Below are 25,047 nucleotides of genomic sequence, written 5' to 3'. Positions count from 1 at the left end.
ATTTTGAAACCTAAAAGGACGCGGGATATGAAACCTCTCAAAAGCAGTGTCGTTTTGCTTTTCTCTGTGGCCTGTGGGCTGGCCGTGGGTAACGTGTACTACGCCCAGCCGCTGCTGGACGCGATGGCTGAAGCGTTTGCGATGTCGCCGGTAACCATCGGGGTGGTGATCACCCTGACGCAAATCGGCTACGGCATCGGTCTGGTATTACTGGTGCCACTCGGCGATCTGCTCAACCGGCGCAAATTGATCGTCACCCAGACACTGCTGTCGGCAGTGGCGTTGTTGATGATCGCGCTGGCGCCCAGCAGTGTCTGGCTGCTGCTCGGCATGACATTGACCGGGCTGCTCGCCGTGGTCACGCAGGTGCTGGTGGCCTACGCCGCAACGCTTGCTGTCCCGACGCAGCGCGGGCGCGTGGTCGGTGTAGTCACCAGCGGCATCGTCGTCGGCATCTTGCTGGCACGCACGGTTGCCGGGGGTGTGGCCGATCTGGCTGGGTGGCGTGCAATCTACTTTCTGTCAGCCGGGCTGACACTGTTGATGGCATTGCTACTGTTTCGCGTTCTGCCCAAGCATGAATCCCCGCAGCCCGCGACTAGCTACATCGCACTGATCGCCTCGGTGTTCAGCCTGTTCAAAGAAGAACCGGTGCTGCGCCAACGCGCGATCCTCGCCCTGCTGACCTTCGCCAGCGCGATGGTGCTGTGGACGCCGATGGTGCTGCCGCTGGCCGCCCCGCCACTGTCGTTGTCGCACAGTGAAATCGGTCTGTTCGGATTGGCCGGCGCAGCGGGTGCGCTGGCCGCCGCACGGGCCGGGCATCTGGCGGATCGCGGCCTTGGCCAATGGGTCAGTGGTCTTTCGCTGTTGCTGATGCTCGCTTCATGGCTGCCAATCGCCCTCACCCAATCGTCGTTGTGGGCATTACTGCTTGGTGTGATCACCCTCGATTTGGGTTTGCAAGCCGTACACGTCACCAGTCAGAGCATGATTTACAGCATGCGTCCGGCAGCGCAAAGCCGCCTCACTGCCGGTTACATGCTGTTCTACTCGATCGGCAGCGCGCTGGGCTCAATCAGTTCGACCGCCATGTATGCGTGGGCTGGCTGGATCGGCGTGTGCCTGCTCGGCGCGGGCATCAACGCAGTGGCGCTGGCCTACTGGTGGCTGACCCTGAAAAGCGGCGCACCGGCAGGATGCGCCACGCAAACGGGTTAGCTGCGATCGCGACCGCGCAACATGCTGTCGAGCACCTCGTCGCGGCGGATCCAGCCATGAAACAGCGCCGCTGCCAGATGCAACAGCACCGTCAGGAACAGCAGATAGGCCAGATAGCCATGCGCCTTGCGCAGCAGCGCAAACAGCTGCGCGTCCGCCGGAACAATCGCTGGCAACTGCAACGTTGTGCTGAGCATGACCGGCTCACCCGAAGCGCTGATCATCGCCCAACCGAGCAACGGCAACACCAGCATCAACGCGTACAGCAACAAATGCGAAGCCTTGGCCGCCAGCACTTGCCAACCCGGCAGATCCGCTGGCAACGGTGGCTGGCGCGTGGTCAGCCGCACCAGCAAACGCACAATCACCAGTGCCAGAATCGCGATGCCCAGCGGTTTGTGCAGATGGATCAGCCATTCATGCCGTTCGGAAACCGAGGTGACCATGCCGGCGCCGATAAACAGCATGGCGATGATCATCACCGCCATCAGCCAGTGCAGCAGCCGCGCCAACAGGGCGAAATGCGTCGGTTGAGTGCTCATGGGCGAGCCTCCTGTTTGGCGGCGGGCAACTGGCTGACTTCGCTGGTGCGGCGCAGATAGGAATTGGCGTAACCGGCGGAACGGGCCGCGAGCAACGGGTCGTCGGAGCCCTGAATCCCGGCCGGCAGCACCAGCGGGTCGTAGTTGATATCACGGCACTCGCCGCTCAGTTGCGGCTGGGTTTTTTCCAGCACCAGCGTGCCAGCGTTCAATACTTTGCGCCCCTCAGGCCAAGACTTGCTGGCGTCATTCACCGGGTCATCAGGATTGGCCAGGGTGATGTTCAACTGAAAGCGCAGCGGCGCGGACGCCAACCGTTGCACCAGATCCTTCTCGAGAAAATCGCCGCCCTCAGGTGCACTGGCGCCCGCAGCATCGCGCGCCAACGGCGTCATGCTCCAGCGCACGGCCTGTTTTTTACCGCTGGCGTCGACCAGATAGAACGCGTTGACGCTGTTATAGGTTTCGGTGGCGTAACTGGCCGACGGTTTGGCCGTCTTCACCCAAGTCAAAAACGGCACGGTTTCCGGGTGCGAGGCGAAGAACGCTGGAACCTTCGCCGGATCAGGTTTACCCGTGGCCGGATCTGGCGATTGCGCCTGCTGCAATTGATAAAACGCTTCAGGGGTGCCGACCGGGAATACCGGCATGCTGTTCATCCCGGTGCGCCACTGCTGCCCATTGGCCTGAGTGAAACGCAGCGCCAGACTGCGGATCGGCACGCTGCTGTCCGGTGCATACGGATTGCCCGCTGGCAGCGCGAAACGCCCGACCACCGGGGTCTGCGGCTCGTTGAACACCTGCGCAGTGGAAAACACCCGCGCCTCGCCACTGCTTTCGAAATGGCCGATCACGCAGACGCCTTTGGCGTGATTACGACGGAAGCCAGGGTGCACGCCGTTGTTCTTCTCCAGCACATCGACCAGTGCTTTTGGCGTCAGGCGTTGTGGGTCAAAGTTGCCGTGCACGTAGGCAAACGCCCCGGCCACGGCAGCGACTACCACAGCAATGCCGCCCAGACGCAGCACCAAGCTCGCTGCACTCAGAGGTGGACGCTTTGGCCCGCCGGGCGGTGCAGTATCGGGTGATGAACGATCAACCATGAACGACTCCAGGGCCATCGGCCACGAGTAGGAAGAATCAGCAAGACGCACCCCGCGCGGATTTATTCCCCGCCTCGGTATTTATTTTTCCGAACGTGGAATAACCTCCAACGACGGACGTCTCCCTAGTCCACAGCGTAGTGACTAGCAGAGTTTCATGAGCGAATTCGACGAACAGTTGAGAGAAATCATTCCCAGATTGCGCCGCTTTGCCGTGTCACTGACACGCAATAGCAGCAGCGCTGACGATCTGGTACAGGCCAGCCTGGAGCGGGCGCTGTCGAGTTGGGGCGATAAACGCGCTGACGGCGACTTGCGTGCCTGGCTGTTTGCGATCCTGTATCGGCAGTTTCTCGACGCCCATCGTCGCTCCCGACGCTATGCGCGCATGCTCGAATTCTTCACCGGTCGCGACGACGCCGAGCCCTCGGTCGAGCGCACCGTCATCGCCCAGTCGACCCTGCAAGCCTTCGATCGCCTGCCCACCGAACAGCGCGCCCTGCTGCTGATGGTTTCGGTGGAAGGCCTTTCCTATAAAGAGGTCGCCGAGATTCTCGGCGCCCCGATCGGCACCGTGATGTCGCGCCTGTCCCGTGCCCGCCAGGCCTTGCGCCAATTGAGCGACGGTGAAATCAGCAGCCCCTCTTTGCGGATACTCAAATGATCAGCCTGCCTCCCAACGAACGTGACCTGCACGCGTATGTCGACCACCAGCTCAGCGACGCCGACCGGCGTGTGCTGGACACCTGGCTGGCCAGTCACCCGGATGAAGCGGCGCAGGTTCGCGCCTGGCAACAGGATGCCCAGCAATTGCGCGCGGCACTCGGCGGCGCGTTGCAGCAACCGGCCAATCCCGCGCTTGATCCGGCCATGATCCGCCAGCGCCGCCAGCGTCAGTCACGTCGTCACCTGGCCAGCGCGGCGGTGTTGCTGATCGCGGTGAGCATCGGTGGCTTCAGTGGCTGGCAGGCTCGCGAAATGACCCTCGTGCGCTCGACCATGCTGCCGATGACCGATGCTTTGCAGGCTTATCGCTTGATTGCCCAGCAAGGGATGCTGCCGGCCGATTACAAGGTCGACAATGACGGCGACATGCAACGCTGGCTCGACCGCTATTTCACCCAGGCCAGTCGCTTGCCTGACCTTAAGGCCGCTGGGTTCGAACCGGTCAGCGGACGCTTGCTCAGCACTGATGAAGGTCCGGCGGCGATGGTGATGTATGAGGATGGCAGCGGGCACAAAGTCAGTTTCTATGTGCGCCCGCCGGGGCCGAAGAACACCTTTTTACCCCGTGGCAGCCGCAGTGATGGCGACCTGCAGGCCGAATACTGGTCGGGCGGCGGGTACAACTACGCGATGGTCAGCCCGGTCGATACGCCGGCAGCGCAACAGCTCAAGCAATCGCTGCAATTCTGAGAACACCGCTGTTCTATGTAGGAGCTGCGGCACGCTGCGATCTTTTGATCTTGTTCTTAAGGGCAAGATCAAAAGATCGCAGCCTCGTTTCACTCGACAGCTCCTACAAAGGATCGTGTCAGCTCAGAAGCCTACGTCGAGCACCACATTGTCCAGATAAGTGCCCGCCGGCGGCGTGGTCTGGTCGGTGTAGATCTTCGCGTTGTAGTTGAAGATCTGGCTGCCCGTGCCCAAGCCGTTCCCCGGATTGACCTCGGCGTCGGTACTCGCCCGCCGCGCCGCGCCGACACTGCCCCAGCGCGTGGTGCCGGCACTTTTGAAAATATCGTAGGCCAGATAATTGCTTCCGGAAATCATCCGGCGCCGGCCGCCGACACTCACCGCGTTCTGCCCGTCGCTCAACCCCACGGTATAAGCGCTGCCCTTGGTGCAGGCCAGATTGATCGTCTGTCCGGTCACCGGGGTGAACGCGCTGACCACCGGCGCGCTGCCAAAGGCAATGTTCGGCGCCGTAATCGTGCAGTCGTTGGACACCGTCAGATTCACCGTCAACGACGTCGTGCCGTTGGCAATATCGCGACCGAGGCAGATGGCACCGATGCCGATCCCGGAACAGTAATTCCAGTTCCAGAAAATACTCAGGGTCTCGGTGTACACCCCGGCGGCGACGTTGCTGCCAATGGTTGTACCGAGATAGAGCGGCACGGTTTTCGGCGTCGTACCATTGAGCAGGCCCAAGGCGTCGATGATGCCGTTGCGCGCAAAGTCATAGGCGGTGCCGCGGGTCAATGGGTAACTGGTGCTGTTGTTGGCGTAGATCGTGTAATTGATGACATCGCCGGTCGGCCCGACCAGACCACTTTGAGTCGAAGAAACGGTGCCCCAGAAGTGGTCGTTGCTGGTCAGCAGGGACAACAAAGAGCCGGTGCAGCTCAAACCCGCATTCAGTGTGGAACTGGGTTGCGACGTCGTGCGCACGGCAATCGAACTGAGCATGCCGAACGCCGCCGGCGTGGTGCTGACCACCGAGCACGCGGCCTGCACCGCCCCGGGTATAAGCAGTGCCAGACATAACAGCCATCGCCGGAACATCATTGGCACACCAACGGGCCAATCAACGGCACCTGATCCTGATTCAGATCGACACTGAACTGCGCCTGACAGGTCTTGCCGTCGGCCAGCGTCACTTGCAACGAGTTCTGCGCTTGCAGGTTTTCCAGATACACCAGCCCATCCCAACCGACCACCGTCCGCGTCCCGCTCTGCTCATGCAGCACACCCGCGCCCAGCGGCAACTCGCGCTGCTGCGCGTCGACCAGCACGATGCTCGCGGCAATCACTCGGGTCAGCGGAAACTCCAACAGATAACCGCTGCCACGCCGCACAGCGATGCGCTGTTCGACGTTGGGACTGCGTACGTTGGCCGGCAGATTCAGTGGATCGATTTCATACTTGCCGCGGTAATAGGCGCTGCTCCATGGCACCAGCAGATGACCGTTCTTGTCGGTCTGGCCGACCTGCTGGTTTTCGTAGCGCACCGGAATGTCGGCAAAACCATCGGTACTGACCAGTACGAACGCGTCGTCGATACGGTTGGCGGCAAACACCTGATGGTCCATCCACACCAGCGAACCACTGGCATCGGCCCAACGGGTTTCGGCGTCGGACGTGCCGTAGACACCAGCCTGCAATTGCACCGATTGCAGACGCCAGGTGACGTCGGCCTGACGATAATCCGCCCCATCACCCTTGGCGTAACCCAGATTGAAACCCACGCCGCCCTCGGTTGGCACCGCACGACTGTAGTTGACCCGCTGTTGGCTCTGCCCGGTTTTACTGCGATCACTGCTGATCGCCAGGCTGCCACGCAAATCAAACGGAATCACCAGTTGCGCCTGCACGGCCCAGTTGCTGTCGCCGATCTCACGGTTGGCCGACAAGTAGAAGCTGCTGTTGCGCCATAACGGTTTGCTCCAGCTGAGGTTGAGCAGCCGCGTGCGCGAGTCGTCCGCCGCGCGCACATCGAAATATCCGGCACCGAGGCTGCCCCAGCGCTCAAGGTTAAGGCTCAGTGTCGCCTGCTCGCTGCGCCGGCTAAGACTGATGTACGGGCTGTCGACCACGCTCAGGTCGGCGTATTGATCGTGGCGTTGCAAGCGTTGGTAGGAAAAGCTGAAACGCTGGTTGCTGTACTGATAGCCGAGGCTGACCTGATGACCGCCCTCGCCGTCAAAACGGCTTTGGCTCAACGCACTGTTGAGCACACCAAAGTTGCCGAGCTGCCAATTGCCGCCGAGGCCGCCCAGTGTCAGCGAATCGGCCGCTTCAGCATGGCTTTCCAGCGTAAAGCTGTCGCTGACGCCATAGCGCAGGCTGCCGGAGGTGACACCCGGCCCGTAGTTGAAATCCTTCAAACCGTAGTCGCGACGCAACGTACCGGCGGCCACGGAAAAATCGCTCAAGCCTTTTTGCAGCAAGGTGCTGGTGACATAGAACGGCACCGTAGTCGACACCTGCCGACCGAGCGCATCAGTAGTCACTACGACGGCTTCGCCCGCGCCGTTGATGAACGGAATATTGGTCAGTGTGTACGGCCCGGGCTGCAAGTCTGCGCTGCTGGACTTGTAGCCATTGATGAACAGATCCACCGAGGACGGCACCGCCGCTTCACCGGCAAACTGCGGTAATGGATAGGTCACCAGATCCGGGCGTACCGCAAAGTCCCGGGAAAACTGCACGCCGCCCAGACGCACCGAACTGCTCCACGGCAACGCACCGCTGATCACGTCACCGGCCTCGTAGGTGAGCATTCGTTCGTCATCGGAATATCGCCACGTGGTGTCGTAGCGCAGATAGCCGTTATCCAGCGTGTTGAGCGAATCACCGGACAAAGTTTGCCGGTATTGCCCGGTGTTGGACAGCGTGCCCCAGCTGTCGAACAGCCGCACTTCGTTCCACGCCGCCAGATAAGTGCCGGCATCGTCAGTGTCGTTGAGGTACAGGTCATAGTTGAACAGCGCGCCGAAACTGCTCAGTGCCGGGGTGCGCGGGTAAGCCTGGCGATTGCCGATGAACTGTTCCGGCAACCAGTCCGGCGGCACGTCCAGCAGCAGGCGCTGACCGACACTGTCGTAATCACTGTGCAGCCCCGACAGGCTGTCGAGATCGACCTCGGCGCCGAGGCTGTCGGGCAACTTCATGCCGGTTTCGCGCAACGCCGTCGCTGGCAAAAACAAGCGCCCGTCGCGCTGCTGCACCGCCACCACGCGTCCGGTGTTCATCTGGTTGACCACCAGTTCCAGAAACAACTGTGCATCACTGACGGCCTCCATGCCGCTGGGAGGCGGCGGCAGATCGCCGGCCCCGGATGGTTGAACGAACATCAGGCAACACGCGCCGGTGATGAGCCACAACGGACGCTGAATACGGCGAACCCGTCCTGGGTTCATACGCGCTTTACGTCCGTCAATGGACTGAATCCTCCCTGATACCGCTTTAGCCGCCGCCAGATGCCCGCGCTACGACTCGCTCACTTGGTGGGCGTGATGCTCTGCACCTGTGCCGCGCCATTTACTCGTACCTGCAACGCCGAATCATTGGTCAGCGGCGCCGGTGCCGGCCAGCGCATCACCGCGCCGGGCAGCACATAACCCAACAGCCCTTCGGCCAATGGCTTGCTCTGCCCGGCCTGTTTGATTGCCACGTCGGTCAGTCGCGCATGCACCGCGCCCTGATTGCGTACTTCGACATAAGGCTTGCCGTCCACCGCCACCGTGCGCCAGCTCAACTGCGGCAGGCCGACACCTTTGGGATCGCGCGCGCGGGTGCTGTCTTCTTTGCTCCACAGCCCGGCACCATAGGCAAACAGCGGCACCGAGTAACGCATCTGGAAGCGAATCGCCGCAGCGGTTTTGCCGCCGTCAGCGGTGGCTGGTTGCGCGGAGGGAATTTCGTCGATGATGATCCGGTAGGCCAGCTCCTGCCCCGGCGGTACGTCCTTGGTTCGGGTCAGACGCACCAGTTGTTTCTGCCCCGGTTCGATCTTCGCCACCGGCGGGCTGCCGATCACGTCGCGCTGGTTCTGGTATTGCTCGGCGAAACCACTCTGGCTCCAGCCGAATACGCGGATCTGCAGATTGGCGGTTTCGCTGCCGCGGTTTTCCAGCCACAGCGCACTGGCCTGTTGATCAGCCTCCAGCACCGGATCGATCGGCCAGATCAGTACCGAACTCGCCGCTTGTGCCTGGCTTGCCCCAAGCATGACCATCGTCCACATCACACAGCGCACGAAAGAATGCCGTGACGTAACTGACCCCATAAACCTGCTCCTTGTCGGCCATTCAACTTCGCCTTACCACGACAGTTGCACCTGCAACACGTCGCTGTACGTCCCCCCAGGCTGATTGCCCGGCAATTGCACCTGACCGTAAATCGGCAGGCTGATGTTGTTCGCATCGATGTAGGCCACCGCCACACTCTGGCCAATGCCCAGGCTCTGGCTGTATGCCGCATCGCGAAACAGCGCATACGCGACCCGCGCACTGCCGCTGTTGACCTGCATGTGCCGGCCACTGATGTTGTACTGACCGCCATCGACGCTCATGTTCAGCGTCACCCCCGGCGTGCATTGCAATTGCACGCCACCGGTCAGCGCCACCTGCACGGTGCCGGTAGCCAGTGCCGAACGCGAACCGAAATTCAGCCCGCCATAGTTCGACACTCCGCCCACCACCAGACACCCGGCAGTGACCGTGGCGCTCACCTGAAAGCTCTGGCTCGTCGCCGCTGTCAGCGGCAACGGCGCACTGCCGGCACAGAGCAGGAGCAGCGCGGCACAGCCATGGCGGCGCATGGCATCAGAACGTCAGTTCAACAGCGACGGTGTCGGTGTACGTGCCCGCCGGCAAACCGGCCTTGCCCACCGCCTGACCGTAGAGGTTCACCGTCTGCGCGACACCGGTGCTGGCGGCAAGGTTGATCGTCCCGTCGATCGCCAGCAGTTGCGAGTGCCCGGCATCGGTGTACAAGTCGTACGGCACGTAATTGGCAACGCCGTCGTACAACGCTCGTGTGCCTCCCGGTGACATGCCGTCATGGGAACCCGCGCGCACCTTGACCGTCGGCGTGGTGCCACTGGAGCAGAGAATCGACAATGCCCCGCCGCCACCGCCCAACACTTGCCCGGTGGCGGTGGTGAACAGGCTGTTGGCGGTGCCGAAGTTCAACGCACCGAAATTCAGCCCGGTGGAACCGCCGGCACCGTTGACCTGACAACTGCTGATCAGAATCAGGCTGGAGGTGATCTGGCCGGTGACCGTGGTGGCGGCGTTGGCACTGGAAACCAGCGCCAGGCCAAGCAACGACAAACCTATCCTTGATGCAAATGTACGCATGGTGTCCGTCCTCTACGGGGTTACCAGTCGAGCGTCACCGTCAGCGTGTCGGTATAGACACCTGCCGGTACCGCGCGGGTATTCGCCACCACCGAGCCAAATACCGGAATGGGTATCTGCGCAGCGCTGGTGACAGCGAAATTGTGTTGCTGGCCGATGCTGTAGCTCCGGGCGCCGGAGGGATCGACGAACAGCTGATAGGGAAGGGTCTGGCGGCCGTTGCTCAGGCGCCGGGTATTGCCGTCACCGTGGGTACCGCCGTCGATGGTGACGGTGAAACCGGTGACGGAGGGATTGCAGGCTACGTTGAGTTTGCCGCTGCTGTCGCCGTCGAGACTGGCCTTGATCGGTGCGTTCCAGGTGGGCCCCTGAAGGCCGAAATCGAGGGTGCCGAGGGCACTGACCGGGCTGTCGGGCGTGCCGCTGTTGGTGACTTCACAGCCGGCAATAAGGATCAGCCGCGCATTGATCTGCCCACTGACCGCCGCTTGCGCCTCGTCTGCGAGCAATGCCAGCGTACCTGCCGCCACCACCATCCAGTGTTTGCCTGTCATCGCGACCGTCCCTGCTCCTTTACGCTGACTCAATCACCGCGCTCGTCTTTGAACGCCTTCCTTGCGCACCCACGTCCACCGGGTGCCTGTTGCCATCGCGATCACCAGGTGACCGTTACCTTGACCAGATCCGAATAACGCCCGACTCGCGGCACTTCGGCCAATCGCTCGATCCGCGCGTACAGTGGCAGCTCCACCGTGCCGCTGTCCGGTACCCGCCCGCTGACCGGCACATCCACCACCAGCGGCAGCCGTCGCGCCGCGTCCTGATACAAACGGTATGGAATCGGTTTGCTGCCCGTCGAAGCGGCCATATAGCGGACTTCACCGACACCGCCATGCAAGCCTCCGTCGACGCGCATCTGGTAGGGCGTGTCCGGATTGCATTCCAGGCGTGGCAGGCGCTGATTGGTCAACGCGGCAGCCAACGGCCCGGCGGGGTCATCGAGGCGTGCGGTGCTACCGAAGTCGAGCACACCCAGTTGCTCAATGCCGGCGCCACGCTGCTGACCGATCAACTGGCAGCCGCGCTGCACATCGACGCGCACTTCAACCTGAAGATCTGCCGCATGAACAGGCGCCGCGAATACCCCCAGCAGGCCCATGACCACATGTACATTCACTGCGCCGTTCCTTGTCAGTGATCACTTGCGACGTCGTTTCTGTGTTTGAGGTTAGCAACGGTCGACGATTCCGCCAGTCGATTGGATCCAGGGATCGCCCGGGATATGTTTCGAAAGGTTGGCAACAGGTCCGGCCATGTCGCTAAAAATAGCTGTACGTGCGGCACAAATTTGTTCAATTACCGCCCACTGTCGATCCACTGTGGTGGCTGGCCAGCCCAACGCCTGGTTACACTGTGTCGCCGCGCTCGCGGGAGCCGGTTTTGACGAACACGGAGACGCCCACAGTGCCTGCCCAACCGCCGAAACGATCGCGACTGATCCAGCGCTGGCCGGCGCTGCGCCGTTGGTTGGGCAAGGGTTTGCCGGCCGGCGCCGGGCATGACGCCAGCGCCCAGTCGATCCGCGATTACTTCCGGCACAAGGCCGGCGGTCAGGGTTACACCCTCAGCCACAGCCAGCAGCGCGTCATTGATTGCATGGCGCAGCAGGCCAGTCTGCTGTTTGGCGCCGGCAACCGAACCGCGCCGAGTCTCTATCTGTTCGGCGCCGTCGGACGCGGCAAGAGCTGGTTGCTCGATGGCTTTTTTCAGGCCTTGCCGATCACCCAGAAACGGCGCCTGCATTTCCATCAGTTTTTCGCGCAATTGCATCAGGGCATGTTCAGCCATCGCGAGCAGGACGATGCCCTCGAAGTGACCCTCGACGAACTGCTGGAGGATTGTCGGGTGCTGTGTTTCGACGAGTTTCATGTGCATGACATCGGCGATGCCATGCTCATCACGCGGCTGTTCAAGGCACTGTTCAAACGGCGAATTCTGCTGTTGGTGACCTCCAACTATGCGCCGGAAGGGCTGCTGCCCAATCCGCTCTATCACGCGCGCTTCAAACCGGTGATCGAACTGATCAATACGCGCATGCAGGTGATGGAAGTCGGCGGTCCGCACGATTACCGCAGTCAGGCACGCCACTCTGCACATCAGATCTTCACTCAGGGGCATTACGTGTGGCCGGCCACGCCAGCGCAACGCACCGCTCTGGAGCTGCCGCCGGCCGATACGCCAGCCATTCAGATATCCGTCGGCACCCGGCAGTTTCAGGCTCGATTGTGTGAAGAGCGGCGTGTTGGTTTTACCTTCAGCGATCTGTGTGAACAGCCGACGGCAGTCATGGATTATCTGGAACTGTGTCGACGTTTCGACCGCTGGATCATTGATGATCTGCCGGAACTGGGAGAGTGCTCGATCGCCGCCCAACAGCGCTTCATCAACCTGATCGACGTGTTGTACGACCAGGACAAACACCTGACGCTGCTCGGTCGCCTGCCCTTGTGTGAAAGCCTCGACGGCTATGCCATAGACCTGGCGCGCACGCGCAGTCGCCTGGGGCAGTTGCAGGAGATGCACAACAACGACTGACCACACAGCTCATGTGGGAGCGAGCTTGCTCGCGAAAGCGCCCGATCAGTCAAAACATCAGCGGCTGACACTCCACCTTCGCGAGCAGGCTCGCTCCCACCAAGGGCATCTGAAGTTTCGCCACCTATCCAATTCAAACCCGGGCTTTGCCGTTATCATGTCGCCCATTCTCAGCGCCCCTGCGTCGCTCCACTGATCAATAGCGAATACCAAACATGCACACCCTTGCTCAATTGCGCGCCGGCGAGTTGTCGGGCATCACCCGGCTGGATCTGTCGTGCGGACTGACCGAGTTCCCGCGCGAGATTTTCGATCTGGCCGATACCCTGGAAATCCTCAACCTCAGCGGCAACCAATTGAGCAGCCTGCCGGATGACTTGCACCGTCTGACACGCCTGCGCGTGCTGTTCTGCTCCGACAACCCGTTCACCGAACTGCCGGCCTGCCTCGGTCAGTGCGCGGCCCTGACGATGGTCGGCTTCAGAGCCAATCGCATCGTCAACGTACCCGGCAGCGCTCTGCCACCAGCGTTGCGCTGGCTGATCCTGACCGACAACTGCATCGAGAACCTGCCGAGCGAACTCGGTGAGCGCCCTGCCCTGCAAAAACTCATGCTGTCCGGCAACCGTCTGCAAACGCTGCCGCCCTCCCTGAGCAACTGCCATCGACTGGAGCTGCTGCGCATCTCTGCCAACCGCCTGAGCGAACTGCCGCAGTGGCTGCTCAACCTGCCGAGCCTGACCTGGCTGGCCTACGCCGGTAACCCGCTGGAGATCGAGGCGGACGCCGCCGCGCTGGAAGCGACACCACAAATCTCCTGGTCGGCGCTGAGTCTGGAACAGCGTTTGGGCGAAGGTGCATCGGGGGTGATTTCCCGGGCGAGCTGGCAGCGCGACGATGGCTCAGTGACGCCGGTCGCGGTGAAACTGTACAAAGGTGAAATGACCAGCGACGGCTCGCCGCTGCACGAAATGAATGCCTGTATCAGCGCAGGCCTGCATCCCAATCTGATCCGGGTCGAAGGGCGCATCAGTGACCATCCCGACGGCCAGCAAGGCTTGGTGATGCAGTTGATCGATCCGTCGTTCGGCAACCTCGCCGGTCTGCCGAGCCTGGCGTCTTGCTCACGAGATGTTTACGCCGATGATTGCCGGTTCAGTGCCGAGGTCGCGCTGAACATCGCCAAAGGCATCGCCTCGGCAGCCGAGCATCTGCATCAGCAAGGCATCACCCACGGCGATCTCTACGGGCACAACATTCTGCTGAATGAGCGCGGCGATTGCCTGCTCGGGGATTTTGGTGGGGCGTCGTTCCACGCCATTGCCGATACAGCGGAAACGCGCGCGTTGCAACGCATCGAAGTGCGTGCGTTCGGGGTTTTGCTGGGGGAATTGCTGGCGCGCATCGACTCGGGCTTGGGTGATGAGCGGCGTGCGGTGCTTGAAGAGCTGGAGCGGCGTTGCTGTCAGGCGGATGTGCTGGCGCGGCCGGGGTTCGCTGAGGTCATGCGGCAGCTTGAGAATCTGTGACCGCTGCGCGGTCGATCGCTAGCAGGCTAGCTCCTACGGGGGATTTGTGAACGCCACAGATCCAGTGTGGGAGCTAGCCTGCTAGCGATGAGGCCATCACTGACGAAGCCTATCAGCCCGCCAGGCCGACAAACATATCCTGCACGTCATCATGGTTGTCGAGGCCTTCGAGGAACGCTTCGACCTCAGCCATCTGCTCGTCGCTCAAACCGCTGACCGGGTTCTTCGGCTGGTAGCCGAGTTTCGCCGACAGCACGGTGAAGCCTTGCTCTGGCAGCGCCTTCTGCACCGAGTCCAGATCAGTAGGATCGGTCAAAAACAGCGTCGCACCGTCTTCGCCCGGCTCGAAATCCTGAGCACCGGCTTCGATGGCGGCCATTTCCGGATCGGCGTCCGGAGTGTCCGGCGAGGCTTCGATCATGCCGACATGGTTGAAATCCCAAGCCACGGAGCCGGAAGCCCCCAGTTGGCCCTTGCGGAAGGCCACGCGGATTTCCGCGACAGTACGGTTGATGTTGTCGGTCACGCACTCGACGATCAGCGGCACCTGGTGCGGGGCGAACCCTTCGTAGGTCACGCGATGGTACTGCACGGTTTCACCGAGCAGACCGGCGCCTTTCTTGATCGCGCGATCGAGGGTTTCTTTTGGCATCGAGGCTTTCTTGGCCTGTTCGACCACCAGACGCAGGTGTGCGTTGGTAGCGGTATCGGCACCGTTGCGGGCAGCGATGGTGATTTCCTTCACCAGTTTGCCGAAGATCTTGCCCTTGGCGTTGGATGCCGCTTCTTTGTGTTTAACCTTCCACTGTGCGCCCATTACTCACTCTCTTGATCTGTGGCGCCGAGACATCTATTGGCCGACGCATGGCGCCAAGTTTATACGGCCTAAAGTCGGCAATCGACCAAAAAAACAATGTGGAATCGACATCTTCACCAGACCTTGTAGGGCGATTCTGAAAACACCCTTTGACATGACCTTTCGGCGCTGGGGTTTCGTACCCTCTTAAACCCGTATTGCCTGACAGAGCCTGTTCGAATGCTCAATGACAAGGAAAGTCCGTTTACCCTGACCCTGACCAATAGCGGTTTATGCCTTCCGGTGTTGCGCTTTCGCGGCGAGGAAGCGCTCAACCAGCCCTACCGATTCGACATCGAACTTATCGGTCTGGCCCCCGCCGTGGCGCCGGGTACGCTATTGCAGCAACCGGTATTTCTGCGCCTGGACGACCATCACGGGATTCACGGGATTATCCACAGCGCCAGTTGTGAACATTGCGGTACCCATCGCATCGGCTATCGCCTGATGATAGTGCCGTCGCTGCTGCGGTTGGCGCAGCCGAGCAGACGTCGGGTGTTCGTGCAACAGAGCGTGCCGCAGATTCTCCTGCAGTTGCTCGCGGGAAATGCTCTGCCCGCCGAGGGCTACCGGATTGAAATGACCGTGGGTTGCTATCCGGTGCGGCCGTTCTGCATCCAGTTCGAAGAAAGCGATCTGGCACTGCTGCACAGGCTCTGCGAGGAAGAAGGTATCCACTATCACTTCGAACACCGCGCGGACGGTCACGTCGTCGTTTTCGCCGATGACAGCCTGAGTTTGCCGCAAGAACCAGCCCTGGTGCCGTTCATGGATGATCAGCAAGCACGCTCCCCCTGCGTCAGTGCGCTATTCCAGCATCACCATGCCGCCCCCATGACGACACTGCCCGCGGTACGCAATCGGGGGCAGCGGGCCATCGACGAGGATGCTGCCAATCAAAGCCGATCAATGGCCCGGCCGCCGGTGCTTTCTCTGGAACAACGCCACAGCGAACAGCGCAGTCGGCGGCACCTGGAGCGACAACGCTGCCACCTTCGTTCGGTCAATGGCCGCAGCGACTGTATCGGGTTGCTTAGCGGACATTTGCTGCAAGTCAGCGAACATCCGATCAACAGCTTTAACGAACAATGGCGGATCACTGCCATTAGCCATCAGGGTCAACACCCCTCGATTCTTGACCCGACGCCGACGGTACACCGCTATCACAACGATTTCACTGCCCAACCATGGTCGACAGACTTTCGCCCGCCGCTTAAACAACAGCGCCCGAGCATCGCCGGTTATCACTTGGCGAACGTACTTGGCGTCGAGGGGCAACCGGCAAGACTCGACGACCAGGGTCGCGTCGCCGTCAGACTGTGGCCAGCGGATTCAGCACCCGATGCCGATGCCCATGCGATATGGCTGCCCATCGCCATGACGGGGGCCAACGGGCGAATCGTCCCTGAGGAGTTACCCTGTGTCGGCAGCGAAGTGTGGGTGAGCTTTCTCGACAGCGATCCGGATCGGCCCATTCTGTGCCTGGGCAACTCACGCAAGCCCCCGCCTCGCGAGTCACCGCCCGCCCGCGACAGCAGTTTATTGCTCGACTGGCTGCTCAATAGCGACGCCCATTAGCCTCAGTTTGCAGGAGCCGCCGCAGCGCCTGCATGTGCAGCAGTGCTTTAACCTTTGTCAGCCTTGCCGGCCGCTGCGGCGAACTTCGCCAGACGCACATCCAGATGCCGAGGTCGCCGCCCGTGATCCTCGGCGCGCTCCTTGCGGCGGATAGCGTTGCGCACCATCAACGAGCCGAGGTAACGGATCGGCTCGGGCGGGAAGTAACCCAGCGGCCCGTTGACCAGCGGCGAGCGCGTCCACGGGTTGTCCAGGCCTTGCACCAGTGACGCGAGAATCTGCCCGCCCATGTGGCACGGGCCGACGCCGCTGCCCGAATAGCCGAAACCGTAAAACACGTTGCCCGCGCCGCTCATCTGGCCGAAGAACGGCAAACCGGTGACCGAGCGATCCGACGGGCCGTTCCAGGTGGCATCGACTTTCACATCGGCAAACGCCGGGAAGAAGTCCGCGAGACTGTTTTTCAGCAGGCCGGCATACGGCGACGGCTGATCGAACACCGGCAGCATGCGCCCACCAAACGCGAAGGTGTTGCCGCCCTTGCCAAGCATGATCCGACCGTCCGGGGTGTTGTGGTAGTAGTGCACGAAAATCCGCGAATCGAGCACGGTAACGCCGCTGGTCAAACCGATTTCCTGCAACAACTCCGGACGCGGTTCGGTAATCAGCATGTCGCTGGAGACAATCGCCACGCTGCGTTCGAACTGTGGGAAGGCACGGGCCATCCACGCATTCATCGCCAGCACCACGCGATCGGCGATCACCGTGCCATGCGGCGTCTGCAAGCGTGCCGGGCGCCCTTCTTCCAGTCCGGTCATCGCGGTGCTTTCGTGGATTTTCACGCCCAGTTGCAACGCCACCCGACGCAAGCCACGCACCAGTTTGCCCGGTTGCACGCTGGCCGCTGCCGGCGAGAACCAGCCTTCCAGATGTTTGCTCGAACCGGCCATGCGCTGCACATCAGCGAGCGGACGCTGGGAGAACGAGTTGATGCCATTGCGTTCCAGTGCGGCGATCACCGCGTCGGTCGAACCGACCTGCGCGCGATTGGTCGCGGTGTACAGCGTGCCGTCGAGGCGGTAATCGGCATCGACGCCGTAGTGTTCGCAGAACTCGCCGATCGCATGAATGCTGCGTTCCGACTCCTTGACCAAGCGCACCGCTTCTTCGACGCCAAACAGGCGCTCGAGGGTGAAATATTTTGCCGACCACGACAGCGCACAACCGCCGTTGCGCCCGCTCGCGCCAGCGCCGCAGATGTCCGCTTCGATCAGCAACACATCGAGCTCGGGGTTCTGTTGCTTGAGCATGATTGCCGTCCACAACCCGGTGTAGCCGCCGCCAACGATGCACACATCAGTGCGGACTTCACCCTGCAACGGCGGGCAGATTTCAGAGGTGTCGGCCTGCAAGGCTTGCTCCAGCCAAAACGGTCTCATGTTTTTCTCCAGTCAGTTGGCCGCGCCGCAGCCTGCCGCGAGCGCCGCAGCAGGCCGCGAGGCAAAGGGTTTCAGGAACGCAGGGGTTTGATCGTCAGCGGGCAATTGGGGATCGAGGCACGCGGTTCCATGACACCAACCGGGCGGCTGTTCCAGTGCGGAATCAGCACCAGCGCCGAGAACAGCGCGCAACCGGCGAAGACGATGAACACCGTCACCGAATCGAAGTAACCCGGCAGCAAACCACCGAGTACCGCCCCCACCGAGCCGCAGCCGTTGACGAAACCGGCAGCGGTGGCGCCGGCCTTGGCTTTGCCGAAATCGATCGCAGCGGCACCGCTGATCATTGAATCCGGGCCATACAGGGTCAGGCCCATGACGAACAGCAGCGCAACCACCAGCAAGACACTGCCGGTGTGCAACGCAGCCATGAACAGCGCCAGCGTCACAGTGAGCAAGAGCAGACTGATCACGCACGCTGGCATGCGCCGGGCACCGAACAGTTTGTCCGAGGCCAGCCCGATCAGAATCGGCCCGAGCAATCCGGCCAGCTCGAACGAAGTGGGAATGATCGCCGCGCCGACCTTGCCGACACTGGGCATCTGTTCAAAGACAATCACCGGGCCCCACAACAGAATCGCGTAACGCGCTGGTTTCAACATGAAATACGCCAGGCCCAGCACCAGCACCGTGCGGTTACGCAGGATTTCTTTCAGAGGCTCCCAAACGCTGAGTTTGCTGTTAGCTTCGGTTTCTTCCGCCGTCAATACAGGTTCCGGCTCAACCGCCGGCAAACCGACGTCTTCCGGTTTGTTGCGCTGGAAGATAAAGAACAACACCGCCACCACGGCGACCACCACCGCGCTGGAAATGAACGCCGCGTGCCAGGTGCCCATCAAGGTATACGCCCACCAACCGGCAAACGGCGACGCCACCAGACCACCAAATGCGTAGCAGGAACTCCATAACCCGAGCACCCGCCCACGTTGTTGCGAAGGGAAAAAACTGCCGAGGTTTTTGCACAGCCCCGACCATCCGGTGGACTGCGCCAGGCCCTGAATCAACATGCAGGTGGCGAAGATCGGTAACGTGGCGTAACTGCCCATCACCAGCGCCGCTGCCGCGGAAATCAGCAAACCACCGAGCACCACGACCCGAGGACCAAAGCGGTCGGCGAGCATGCCCCAGGTGAACTGGCCGAGGGCATAAGCCGCCAGATAAATCGCATCGAGGTTGGCCATGGCCATCTTGTCGAGCATGAAGGTCGGGTCTTCGGCAATGCCGAGTTTGGCCACCGAAAACGCTTTGCGGGTGAAGTAGAACGCGGCGTACGCCAGCCAGGTAATTGCGAAAATCTGCATGCGCCAACGCGCAATGGTGCCGATGTGCTTGTTCATTGTGGTTCTGACCTCAGGGTGTGAGTGTGCCGGCAGAATCGTTAAGCAAAACGCCTGTGTTTTTATTGTTGAGCACTGCGATATCACCCCGTCCCTACGGCGATATCGGTCAGATGAGTCCTGCTGTTGCACGCACAGGCTCATGGCCACCGTGCTGCCCGAGCGGGCAGTCAGCGATGGCGTGAGTCGATCAAAGCAATTACTGTTTAATAAATAAAATCGATTTATCGTATTTCACACATAAGCTCAGCTTGTTACTGACTTAACGATCAGGTGACTGCATGTCGGTGTCCCACGCCCAACTCAAAGCCTTCCACGCCGTGGCCGTGCATGGAAGCTTCACCAAAGCCGCCGAGCGCCTTTTTCTCACGCAACCGGCGATTTCCGACCAGGTGCGCAAACTCGAAGAACGCTTCGGTGTTTTGCTGTTTCACCGCAATAAACGTTCCGTGCGCCTGACCGATCTCGGCGAACGCTTGTTGGCGATCACCCAGCGCCTGTTCGTGATTGAAGCGGAAGCGCAGGAACTGCTGCAGGAATCCCAGGCTTTGCAGACCGGCAGCCTGATTCTGGCAGTGGATGCGCCGGTGCACGTGCTGCCGCAAATCGCGCGGTTCTGCGAGCGCTATCCCGGGATCAGCGTGAAGATCGAAACCGGCAATACCGATGAATCGCTGTTTCGCCTGTTCAACTATCAGGCCGATCTGGCGCTGCTCGGGCGAGATGTCAGCGATGAACGCTTACTGTGCGTTCCTTTGCGTAACGATCCGATGGTGGCGTTTGTTTCGCGCAATCATCCGTGGGCCGAGCGCGAATCGATTTGCCTGGAAGACTTGGATGACACGCCGCTGGTGTTGCGTGAACACGGTTCAGTGACGCGGCAGACACTGGAAGAGGAAATGGCCCGGGCCGGTTTTCGCATTCGCCCGGCGATTCAGGTGGAAGGCCGGGAAGCGGCGCGTGAGGCGGTGGTGGTCGGGATTGGTGTCGGCGTGGTCTCGGCAGCAGAGTTTGGCGCGGACTCGCGTGTGTGTGCGTTGCCGATTATCGATTGCACGCGACGGCTGACGGAGACGCTGGTGTGTTTGCGTGAGCAAAGCAATCGACGGGTGGTGGCGACCTTTCTCGATATGGTTCGCCAGAGTCTTGTGTGAACCGTGAGGGCCCCTTCGCGAGCAAGCTCGCTCCCACATTTGGAATGCATATTCCCTGTGGGAGCGAGCTTGCTCGCGAAGGGAGTGCCATGGTGTATCAGGCGGGTGCCAGGTCAAAGAACGCCTGAATCAGGCGCAACTCCCGACGCCGCTCCATGCAACCGATCATGTGCCGGTTCATCAGCCCGTCCCCGACAATCGGAATCGCCATCACTCGCGGATCATGGCTGACCTCCACCGACGACACCACGCCAACGCCCAACTCAGCGGCGACGGCTTCAGTCACCGCCTCACGGCTATCGAGTTCCAGCAACACACGCGGATGGATCGACGCCTGCGCACACGCCTGATCAAACGTACGCCGGGTGATCGAACTCGGCTCGCGCAGCACCATGATCACCTGATCCAGTTCCTTGAGTTTCACCTCCCCGGCGCGCATCGCCCACGGGTGCCCCGCCGGCACCAATGCGCAAATTCTTGATTCGCTCAACGCTTGCAGATGCAGGCCCTTGCGCGGCTCGACTTCGGTCAATACCGCCACATCGGCGTGTTCCGACAACAACGCCGCGAGGGTTTCCTGGGCGTTGCCCAAGCGCAGATTGACGGTGATGCCCGGATAGCGTGCACGCAGGCTGGCCAGCATCGGCATGACCATGTGCGGCCCGTCCGCCGCCACTTCCAGCCGCCCGGTCAACAACTGCCGGTTGGCCTCGAGCATCGTCTGCGCCTCTTCCGCGAGGCCAAACATCGCGCGGGTGATCGCCGCGAGTTTGGTGCCCTCCTCGGTCAGTTCCACCCGTCGCGCGGTGCGCCGCAACAGGGTGATCTGGTAGTGCTCCTCCAGCGCTTTGATGTGCCCGGTGACCGCCGGCTGACTGATGAACAACCGCGCGGCGGCGCGGGTGAAGCTGCCTTCGCGGGCCACGGCGTCGAAGGCTCGGAGCTGGAACAGGTTCATGAATAACTCTCGCTGATGGCTGGCATAACAACAAACAATTTGATTGATGCAACGGCGAATTGCAACGTATGCCCCGTAGCTTCATCCCACAGCGCAATCCGAGGACACACGAATGAGTATCGCCGAACCCATCCTGCTCACTCCCGGCCCGTTGACCACTTCGGCCCGCACCCGCCAGGCGATGATGGTCGACTGGGGGTCATGGGATGACCGCTTCAATCAACTGACCGCCAGCCTTTGCGAACAATTGCTGGCGATCCTCAACGGTGCCGCCACTCACCACTGCGTGCCATTGCAGGGCAGCGGCACCTTTGCCGTCGAAGCCGCCATTGGCACTTTGGTGCCACGTGACGGTAAAGTGCTGGTGCTGATCAACGGCGCCTACGGCAAGCGTCTGGCGAAGATCTGCGAAGTGCTTGGCCGCTCGTTCAGCACTTTTGAAACCGCTGAAGATGAACCGACTACAGCCGCTGACGTCGATCGTCTGCTGCGCGCCGACAGCGACATCACCCACGTCGCGCTGATCCATTGCGAGACCAGCACCGGGATTCTCAATCCGCTGGCGGAAATTGCTCAGGTCGTCGAGCAACACGGCAAACGTCTGATCATCGACGCCATGAGTTCCTTCGGTGCCTTGCCAGTAGATGCGCAGCAAGTGCCGTTCGACGCACTGATCGCCGCCTCCGGCAAATGCCTGGAAGGCGTGCCGGGGATGGGGTTTGTCTTCGCTCGCAAGGAATCACTGGCCGCTGCCGCCGGTAATTCGCATTCACTGGCGATGGACCTGTACGACCAGCACGCCTACATGATCAAGACCGGGCAATGGCGCTTCACTCCGCCGACCCACGTGGTCGCGGCGCTGCACGAAGCGCTGCTGCAATACAACGAAGAAGGTGGCCTGCCGGCACGGCATGCGCGTTACGCCGCCAACTGTCAGGCACTGATGGAAGAGATGGGCAAACTCGGTTTGCGCAGCTTTCTGCCGGCGGCGATTCAGGCGCCGATCATTGCCACATTCCATGCCCCGCAAGATCCGCGTTATCAGTTCAAGGATTTCTACGAACGGGTCAAGGCCAAGGGTTACATCCTCTATCCGGGCAAATTGACTCAGGTCGAGACCTTCCGTGTCGGCTGCATCGGCCACGTCAGCCCGGACGAAATGCGCGAAGCCGTCGCGGCGGTCGGTGAGGTCTTGCGCGAGATGGAAGTGTTAGAGATCTAAAACCCACCCTTAATCCCCTGTGGGAGCGAGCTTGCTCGCGAATGCGGTCGCACATTCAACATAGATATCGACTGATCCGACGCCTTCGCGAGCAAGCTCGCTCCCACATTTGAATTGCATTGCCAACTCAGGAATTTGATCAACATGAACTACGTCAATCCAAACAAGCTGCAAGCCGCGATCCTCGACTGGGCCGGTACCGTGGTCGATTTTGGCTCTTTCGCGCCAACACAGATTTTCGTCGAAGCCTTCGCCGAATTCGACGTGCAGGTCTCCATCGAAGAAGCCCGTGGCCCGATGGGCATGGGCAAGTGGGACCACATCCGCACCCTCTGCGATCAGCCGCAAGTGGCCGAGCGTTATCGCAAGGCGTTCGGCCGCACGCCGACCGACGACGACGTCACCGCCATCTACAAGCGCTTCATGCCGCTGCAGATCGAGAAGATCGCCGAGCACTCGGCGCTGATTCCCGGCGCCTTGGAAACCATCGCCAACCTGCGCCAGCAAGGGATCAAGATCGGTTCCTGCTCCGGCTACCCGAAGCAAGTGATGGACAAGGTCGTCGAACTGGCCGCCACCAACGGCTACGTCGCTGACCATGTGGTCGCCACCGACGAAGTGCCGAATGGCCGCCCATGGCCGGCTCAGGCGCTGGCCAACGTGATCGCGCTGGGCATTGACGATGTCGGGGCGTGCGTGAAGATCGATGACACCGTGCCGGGCATTCTCGAAGGCCGCCGCGCCGGGATGTGGACGGTCGCGCTGATCTGCTCGGGCAATGCGCTGGGTCTGGATTACGCCGGTTTCCGCGCTTTGGGCAGCGATGAGCTGGCCAGCGAACGCAAGCGCATTCACGCGCTGTTCGAAGGCTCGCGCCCGCACTACATGATCGACACCATCACTGATCTGCCGGAAGTGATCGCCGACATCAACAAGCGCCTGGCCAACGGTGAGATGCCGCAATCGAGCTGATCCCTGCCGCTTGCTGCCAATAAAAACGCCGGCGTCTGCACGACGCTGGCGTTTTTTATTGGCAAAGCCCTGATTCAGGGCATTGAAAGTCCGATCAGCCTCAGGCAAATCCGCCAAAGCGGATTACAGTTAAAGCATGCCGTCGCACAAGAACGGCCGTTTTGACCCTGATCTGTGAGGAAACACCGTATGCCGTGGACAAGTTCCGAATCCCGTTACAGCACCGTATCGGTCCTGTTGCACTGGCTGATGCTGGTCCTGTTGGTGCTGGTCTACGCCAGCATGGAGTTGCGCGGGCTATTCCCCAAAGGCAGTGGCGGGCGCACGCTGATCCGCGAAGTGCACTACATGCTCGGCCTGACCGTGTTCGTGCTGGTGTGGTTTCGCCTGCTCGCGCGCAGCATTGGCCCGGCGCCGAAAATCTTCCCCGCCTCACCGCAATGGCAAACCGTACTGGCGCGGCTGATGCACTGGGCGCTGTACCTGTTCATGATCAGCATGCCGATTCTCGGCTGGATGATTACCAGCGCCGAAGGGCATCAGGTGATGTTCTATGGTTTTGATCTGCCGCTGCTGGTCGCGGAGAACAAGGATTTCGCCAAGCAGGTCGAGCACTGGCATGTGCTCATTGCCACGATCGGCTACTGGCTGATCGGCCTGCATGCGCTGGCGGGGATCTATCACCATTATGTGGTGCGCGATAACACGCTGCTGCGGATGATGCCCAAGCGCGGTTGATCGTCAGGGGCTGGCGATAAAACCGCGCCGGCCCTGCAAGCCACCGGTATGAATGAAGATCAGCCGCGTGCCGGTTGTGAACTTGCCTGCCTCGACCTTCTCCTTGAGCGCCAGCAATGCTTTGCCGGTGTACAGCGGCTCCAGAGGAATGCCGCTGGTCTGCTCGGTTTGTTCGATGAACGCAAGCAACGCCGGATCAACCTTGGCAAAACCCCCACGGCTGGCGTCGATCAGTTCATAGCCGGCAGTGGCCAGTCCGGCTGACTGCATAATCGACTCGACCTGCGGCTGCACGCCGTGATCTTCAGGGACAGCCAGCGCACCATAGACCGGGTGCACACCCGCCTCGGCGAGAACCAGCCCGGCGAGTGTCGTCCCGGTGCCGCAAGCCAGCCACCAAGCGTGATAGTCGCGCCAGCCCAGGGTGCGCAATTGCGCCTGCGCCTGTTCTTTGATGGCCGCGCAACCGAGCGCACCCATTAAACCGCCGCCGCCCTCAGGCACTGCATGCAGTTGCGGATACCGCTCGCGCCAAGGCGCCCAGAATCCTGGCTCATTGCGCGCGCGATAACCGCCGTAACCCAACCAGTGCAACTGCATGCCGAACGCCAGCAAATCCTGCACCGTCGCCGTCTCCTGCGCATGCCCGCGCAACAGTCCCACGGTGTTGAAGCCCAGCCGTTTCCCTGCTGCCGCCAACGCATGCAGATGATTAGAGTGAGCCCCACCGAGACTGATGACGCCTTCGGCACCTGCGCGGTCTGCCGCATTGAGGTGTTCGATGAGTTTGAACCATTTGTTGCCGCTGATCAGCGGGTCGATCTGGTCGAGGCGCAGGATGGCGACTTCAATGCCGACGGCTGCGAGCCAGTCCAGATGAAGGGGTTGTAGCGGGGCTTGGGGTAGCCAATCGGAGGTAGGCAAAAGCATGGGC

24 protein-coding genes are annotated in these 25,047 nt (G+C 61.3%); 10 read left to right on the top strand and 14 right to left on the bottom strand.

Annotated features, from left to right (window positions below; translation table 11 throughout):
- Nucleotides 1-27 precede the first annotated feature (27 nt).
- A complete protein-coding gene (locus HUW52_RS12700) occupies nucleotides 28-1,221 on the top strand; it encodes an MFS transporter (RefSeq protein WP_175553820.1) in 1,194 nt (397 codons plus the stop codon).
- Here HUW52_RS12700 and HUW52_RS12695 read toward each other — a convergent pair.
- Both HUW52_RS12695 and HUW52_RS12690 read right to left on the bottom strand, forming a co-directional pair.
- A complete protein-coding gene (locus HUW52_RS12695; RefSeq protein ID WP_175553819.1) occupies nucleotides 1,218-1,763 on the bottom strand; it encodes a cytochrome b in 546 nt (181 codons plus the stop codon). The two genes, HUW52_RS12700 and HUW52_RS12695, sit on opposite strands and share 4 nt — an antisense overlap.
- Nucleotides 1,760-2,866: a catalase family peroxidase gene (locus HUW52_RS12690; RefSeq protein WP_016983922.1), complete on the bottom strand. Its 1,107-nt coding sequence runs from the start codon at nucleotides 2,864-2,866 to the stop codon at nucleotides 1,760-1,762. The genes HUW52_RS12695 and HUW52_RS12690 overlap by 4 nt, the downstream gene beginning before the upstream one ends.
- Before the next feature lie 157 nt (nucleotides 2,867-3,023).
- On the opposite strand from HUW52_RS12690, the gene HUW52_RS12685 reads away from it, so the two are divergent.
- On the top strand, nucleotides 3,024-3,530 hold the full coding sequence (locus HUW52_RS12685) for a sigma-70 family RNA polymerase sigma factor (protein WP_016983921.1): 507 nt from the start codon (nucleotides 3,024-3,026) through the stop codon (nucleotides 3,528-3,530).
- The gene (locus HUW52_RS12680) at nucleotides 3,527-4,282 is read left to right on the top strand and encodes an anti-sigma factor (RefSeq protein ID WP_175553818.1); all 756 of its coding nucleotides are present in this window, start codon (nucleotides 3,527-3,529) and stop codon (nucleotides 4,280-4,282) included. Before HUW52_RS12685 ends, HUW52_RS12680 begins: the two co-directional genes overlap by 4 nt.
- A gap of 123 nt (nucleotides 4,283-4,405) precedes the next feature.
- Here HUW52_RS12680 and HUW52_RS12675 read toward each other — a convergent pair whose 3' ends face one another.
- The 7 genes from HUW52_RS12675 to HUW52_RS12645 form a co-directional block, all read right to left on the bottom strand.
- On the bottom strand, nucleotides 4,406-5,377 hold the full coding sequence (locus HUW52_RS12675) for a spore coat U domain-containing protein (protein ID WP_175553817.1): 972 nt from the start codon (nucleotides 5,375-5,377) through the stop codon (nucleotides 4,406-4,408).
- Entirely contained in the window at nucleotides 5,374-7,731 is a 2,358-nt protein-coding gene (locus HUW52_RS12670; RefSeq protein ID WP_175553816.1) for a fimbria/pilus outer membrane usher protein, read from the bottom strand. Before HUW52_RS12670 ends, HUW52_RS12675 begins: the two co-directional genes overlap by 4 nt.
- A gap of 80 nt (nucleotides 7,732-7,811) precedes the next feature.
- Nucleotides 7,812-8,600 carry a molecular chaperone gene (locus HUW52_RS12665; RefSeq protein ID WP_175553815.1) on the bottom strand — a complete coding sequence of 263 codons (789 nt, stop codon included), beginning with the start codon at nucleotides 8,598-8,600 and terminating at the stop codon, nucleotides 7,812-7,814.
- A 33-nt stretch (nucleotides 8,601-8,633) separates the two neighbouring features.
- On the bottom strand, nucleotides 8,634-9,134 hold the full coding sequence (locus HUW52_RS12660) for a spore coat U domain-containing protein (RefSeq protein WP_175553814.1): 501 nt from the start codon (nucleotides 9,132-9,134) through the stop codon (nucleotides 8,634-8,636).
- 4 nt (nucleotides 9,135-9,138) lie between these two features.
- Complete coding sequence (locus HUW52_RS12655) at nucleotides 9,139-9,675, bottom strand: spore coat protein U domain-containing protein (RefSeq protein WP_007949687.1); 537 nt, start codon at nucleotides 9,673-9,675, stop codon at nucleotides 9,139-9,141.
- Nucleotides 9,676-9,695: 20 nt separating this feature from the next.
- A complete protein-coding gene (locus HUW52_RS12650; protein ID WP_016983915.1) occupies nucleotides 9,696-10,229 on the bottom strand; it encodes a spore coat U domain-containing protein in 534 nt (177 codons plus the stop codon).
- A gap of 101 nt (nucleotides 10,230-10,330) precedes the next feature.
- Nucleotides 10,331-10,834: a spore coat U domain-containing protein gene (locus tag HUW52_RS12645; RefSeq protein WP_016983914.1), complete on the bottom strand. Its 504-nt coding sequence runs from the start codon at nucleotides 10,832-10,834 to the stop codon at nucleotides 10,331-10,333.
- A gap of 305 nt (nucleotides 10,835-11,139) precedes the next feature.
- On the opposite strand from HUW52_RS12645, the gene zapE reads away from it, so the two are divergent.
- Nucleotides 11,140-12,270 (top strand): cell division protein ZapE, encoded by a 1,131-nt coding sequence (gene zapE, locus HUW52_RS12640; RefSeq protein WP_175553813.1) that lies wholly within the window; start codon nucleotides 11,140-11,142, stop codon nucleotides 12,268-12,270.
- Between the two features lie 215 nt (nucleotides 12,271-12,485).
- Nucleotides 12,486-13,799 (top strand): leucine-rich repeat-containing protein kinase family protein, encoded by a 1,314-nt coding sequence (locus tag HUW52_RS12635; RefSeq protein ID WP_175553812.1) that lies wholly within the window; start codon nucleotides 12,486-12,488, stop codon nucleotides 13,797-13,799.
- A gap of 112 nt (nucleotides 13,800-13,911) precedes the next feature.
- Here HUW52_RS12635 and HUW52_RS12630 read toward each other — a convergent pair whose 3' ends face one another.
- Complete coding sequence (locus tag HUW52_RS12630; RefSeq protein ID WP_016983911.1) at nucleotides 13,912-14,616, bottom strand: YebC/PmpR family DNA-binding transcriptional regulator; 705 nt, start codon at nucleotides 14,614-14,616, stop codon at nucleotides 13,912-13,914.
- 219 nt (nucleotides 14,617-14,835) lie between these two features.
- Here HUW52_RS12630 and HUW52_RS12625 point away from each other — a divergent pair, with 219 nt between their 5' ends.
- Nucleotides 14,836-16,233, top strand: a complete 1,398-nt coding sequence (locus HUW52_RS12625; RefSeq protein WP_175553811.1) for a type VI secretion system Vgr family protein — start codon at nucleotides 14,836-14,838, stop codon at nucleotides 16,231-16,233.
- Nucleotides 16,234-16,280: 47 nt separating this feature from the next.
- Here HUW52_RS12625 and HUW52_RS12620 read toward each other — a convergent pair whose 3' ends face one another.
- A complete protein-coding gene (locus HUW52_RS12620) occupies nucleotides 16,281-17,672 on the bottom strand; it encodes an FAD-dependent oxidoreductase (protein ID WP_175553810.1) in 1,392 nt (463 codons plus the stop codon).
- A 71-nt stretch (nucleotides 17,673-17,743) separates the two neighbouring features.
- Nucleotides 17,744-19,069 (bottom strand): MFS transporter, encoded by a 1,326-nt coding sequence (locus HUW52_RS12615; protein WP_175553809.1) that lies wholly within the window; start codon nucleotides 19,067-19,069, stop codon nucleotides 17,744-17,746.
- 281 nt (nucleotides 19,070-19,350) lie between these two features.
- On the opposite strand from HUW52_RS12615, the gene HUW52_RS12610 reads away from it, so the two are divergent.
- On the top strand, nucleotides 19,351-20,223 hold the full coding sequence (locus HUW52_RS12610) for a LysR family transcriptional regulator (protein ID WP_175553808.1): 873 nt from the start codon (nucleotides 19,351-19,353) through the stop codon (nucleotides 20,221-20,223).
- Between the two features lie 97 nt (nucleotides 20,224-20,320).
- On the opposite strand, the gene HUW52_RS12605 is transcribed toward HUW52_RS12610, so the two are convergent.
- Nucleotides 20,321-21,181, bottom strand: coding sequence for a LysR substrate-binding domain-containing protein (locus HUW52_RS12605; protein WP_175553807.1), 861 nt, complete (start codon nucleotides 21,179-21,181; stop codon nucleotides 20,321-20,323).
- Between the two features lie 112 nt (nucleotides 21,182-21,293).
- Here HUW52_RS12605 and HUW52_RS12600 point away from each other — a divergent pair, with 112 nt between their 5' ends.
- From HUW52_RS12600 to HUW52_RS12590, 3 genes are all read left to right on the top strand, one after another.
- A complete protein-coding gene (locus HUW52_RS12600; RefSeq protein WP_016983905.1) occupies nucleotides 21,294-22,403 on the top strand; it encodes a 2-aminoethylphosphonate--pyruvate transaminase in 1,110 nt (369 codons plus the stop codon).
- A gap of 144 nt (nucleotides 22,404-22,547) precedes the next feature.
- On the top strand, nucleotides 22,548-23,375 hold the full coding sequence (gene phnX / locus HUW52_RS12595; RefSeq protein ID WP_016983904.1) for a phosphonoacetaldehyde hydrolase: 828 nt from the start codon (nucleotides 22,548-22,550) through the stop codon (nucleotides 23,373-23,375).
- Nucleotides 23,376-23,564: 189 nt separating this feature from the next.
- On the top strand, nucleotides 23,565-24,113 hold the full coding sequence (locus HUW52_RS12590) for a cytochrome b (RefSeq protein WP_016983903.1): 549 nt from the start codon (nucleotides 23,565-23,567) through the stop codon (nucleotides 24,111-24,113).
- 3 nt (nucleotides 24,114-24,116) lie between these two features.
- Here the strand turns inward: HUW52_RS12590 and HUW52_RS12585 are convergent, their stop codons facing one another.
- The gene (locus HUW52_RS12585; RefSeq protein ID WP_175553806.1) at nucleotides 24,117-25,043 is read right to left on the bottom strand and encodes a 1-aminocyclopropane-1-carboxylate deaminase/D-cysteine desulfhydrase; all 927 of its coding nucleotides are present in this window, start codon (nucleotides 25,041-25,043) and stop codon (nucleotides 24,117-24,119) included.
- Nucleotides 25,044-25,047 lie beyond the last annotated feature (4 nt).

Origin of the sequence: Pseudomonas sp. 43A (assembly GCF_013363935.1) — a bacterium.
GTDB lineage: Bacteria > Pseudomonadota > Gammaproteobacteria > Pseudomonadales > Pseudomonadaceae > Aquipseudomonas > Aquipseudomonas crudilactis.
This window is presented reverse-complemented; position numbering and strand designations above follow the sequence as displayed.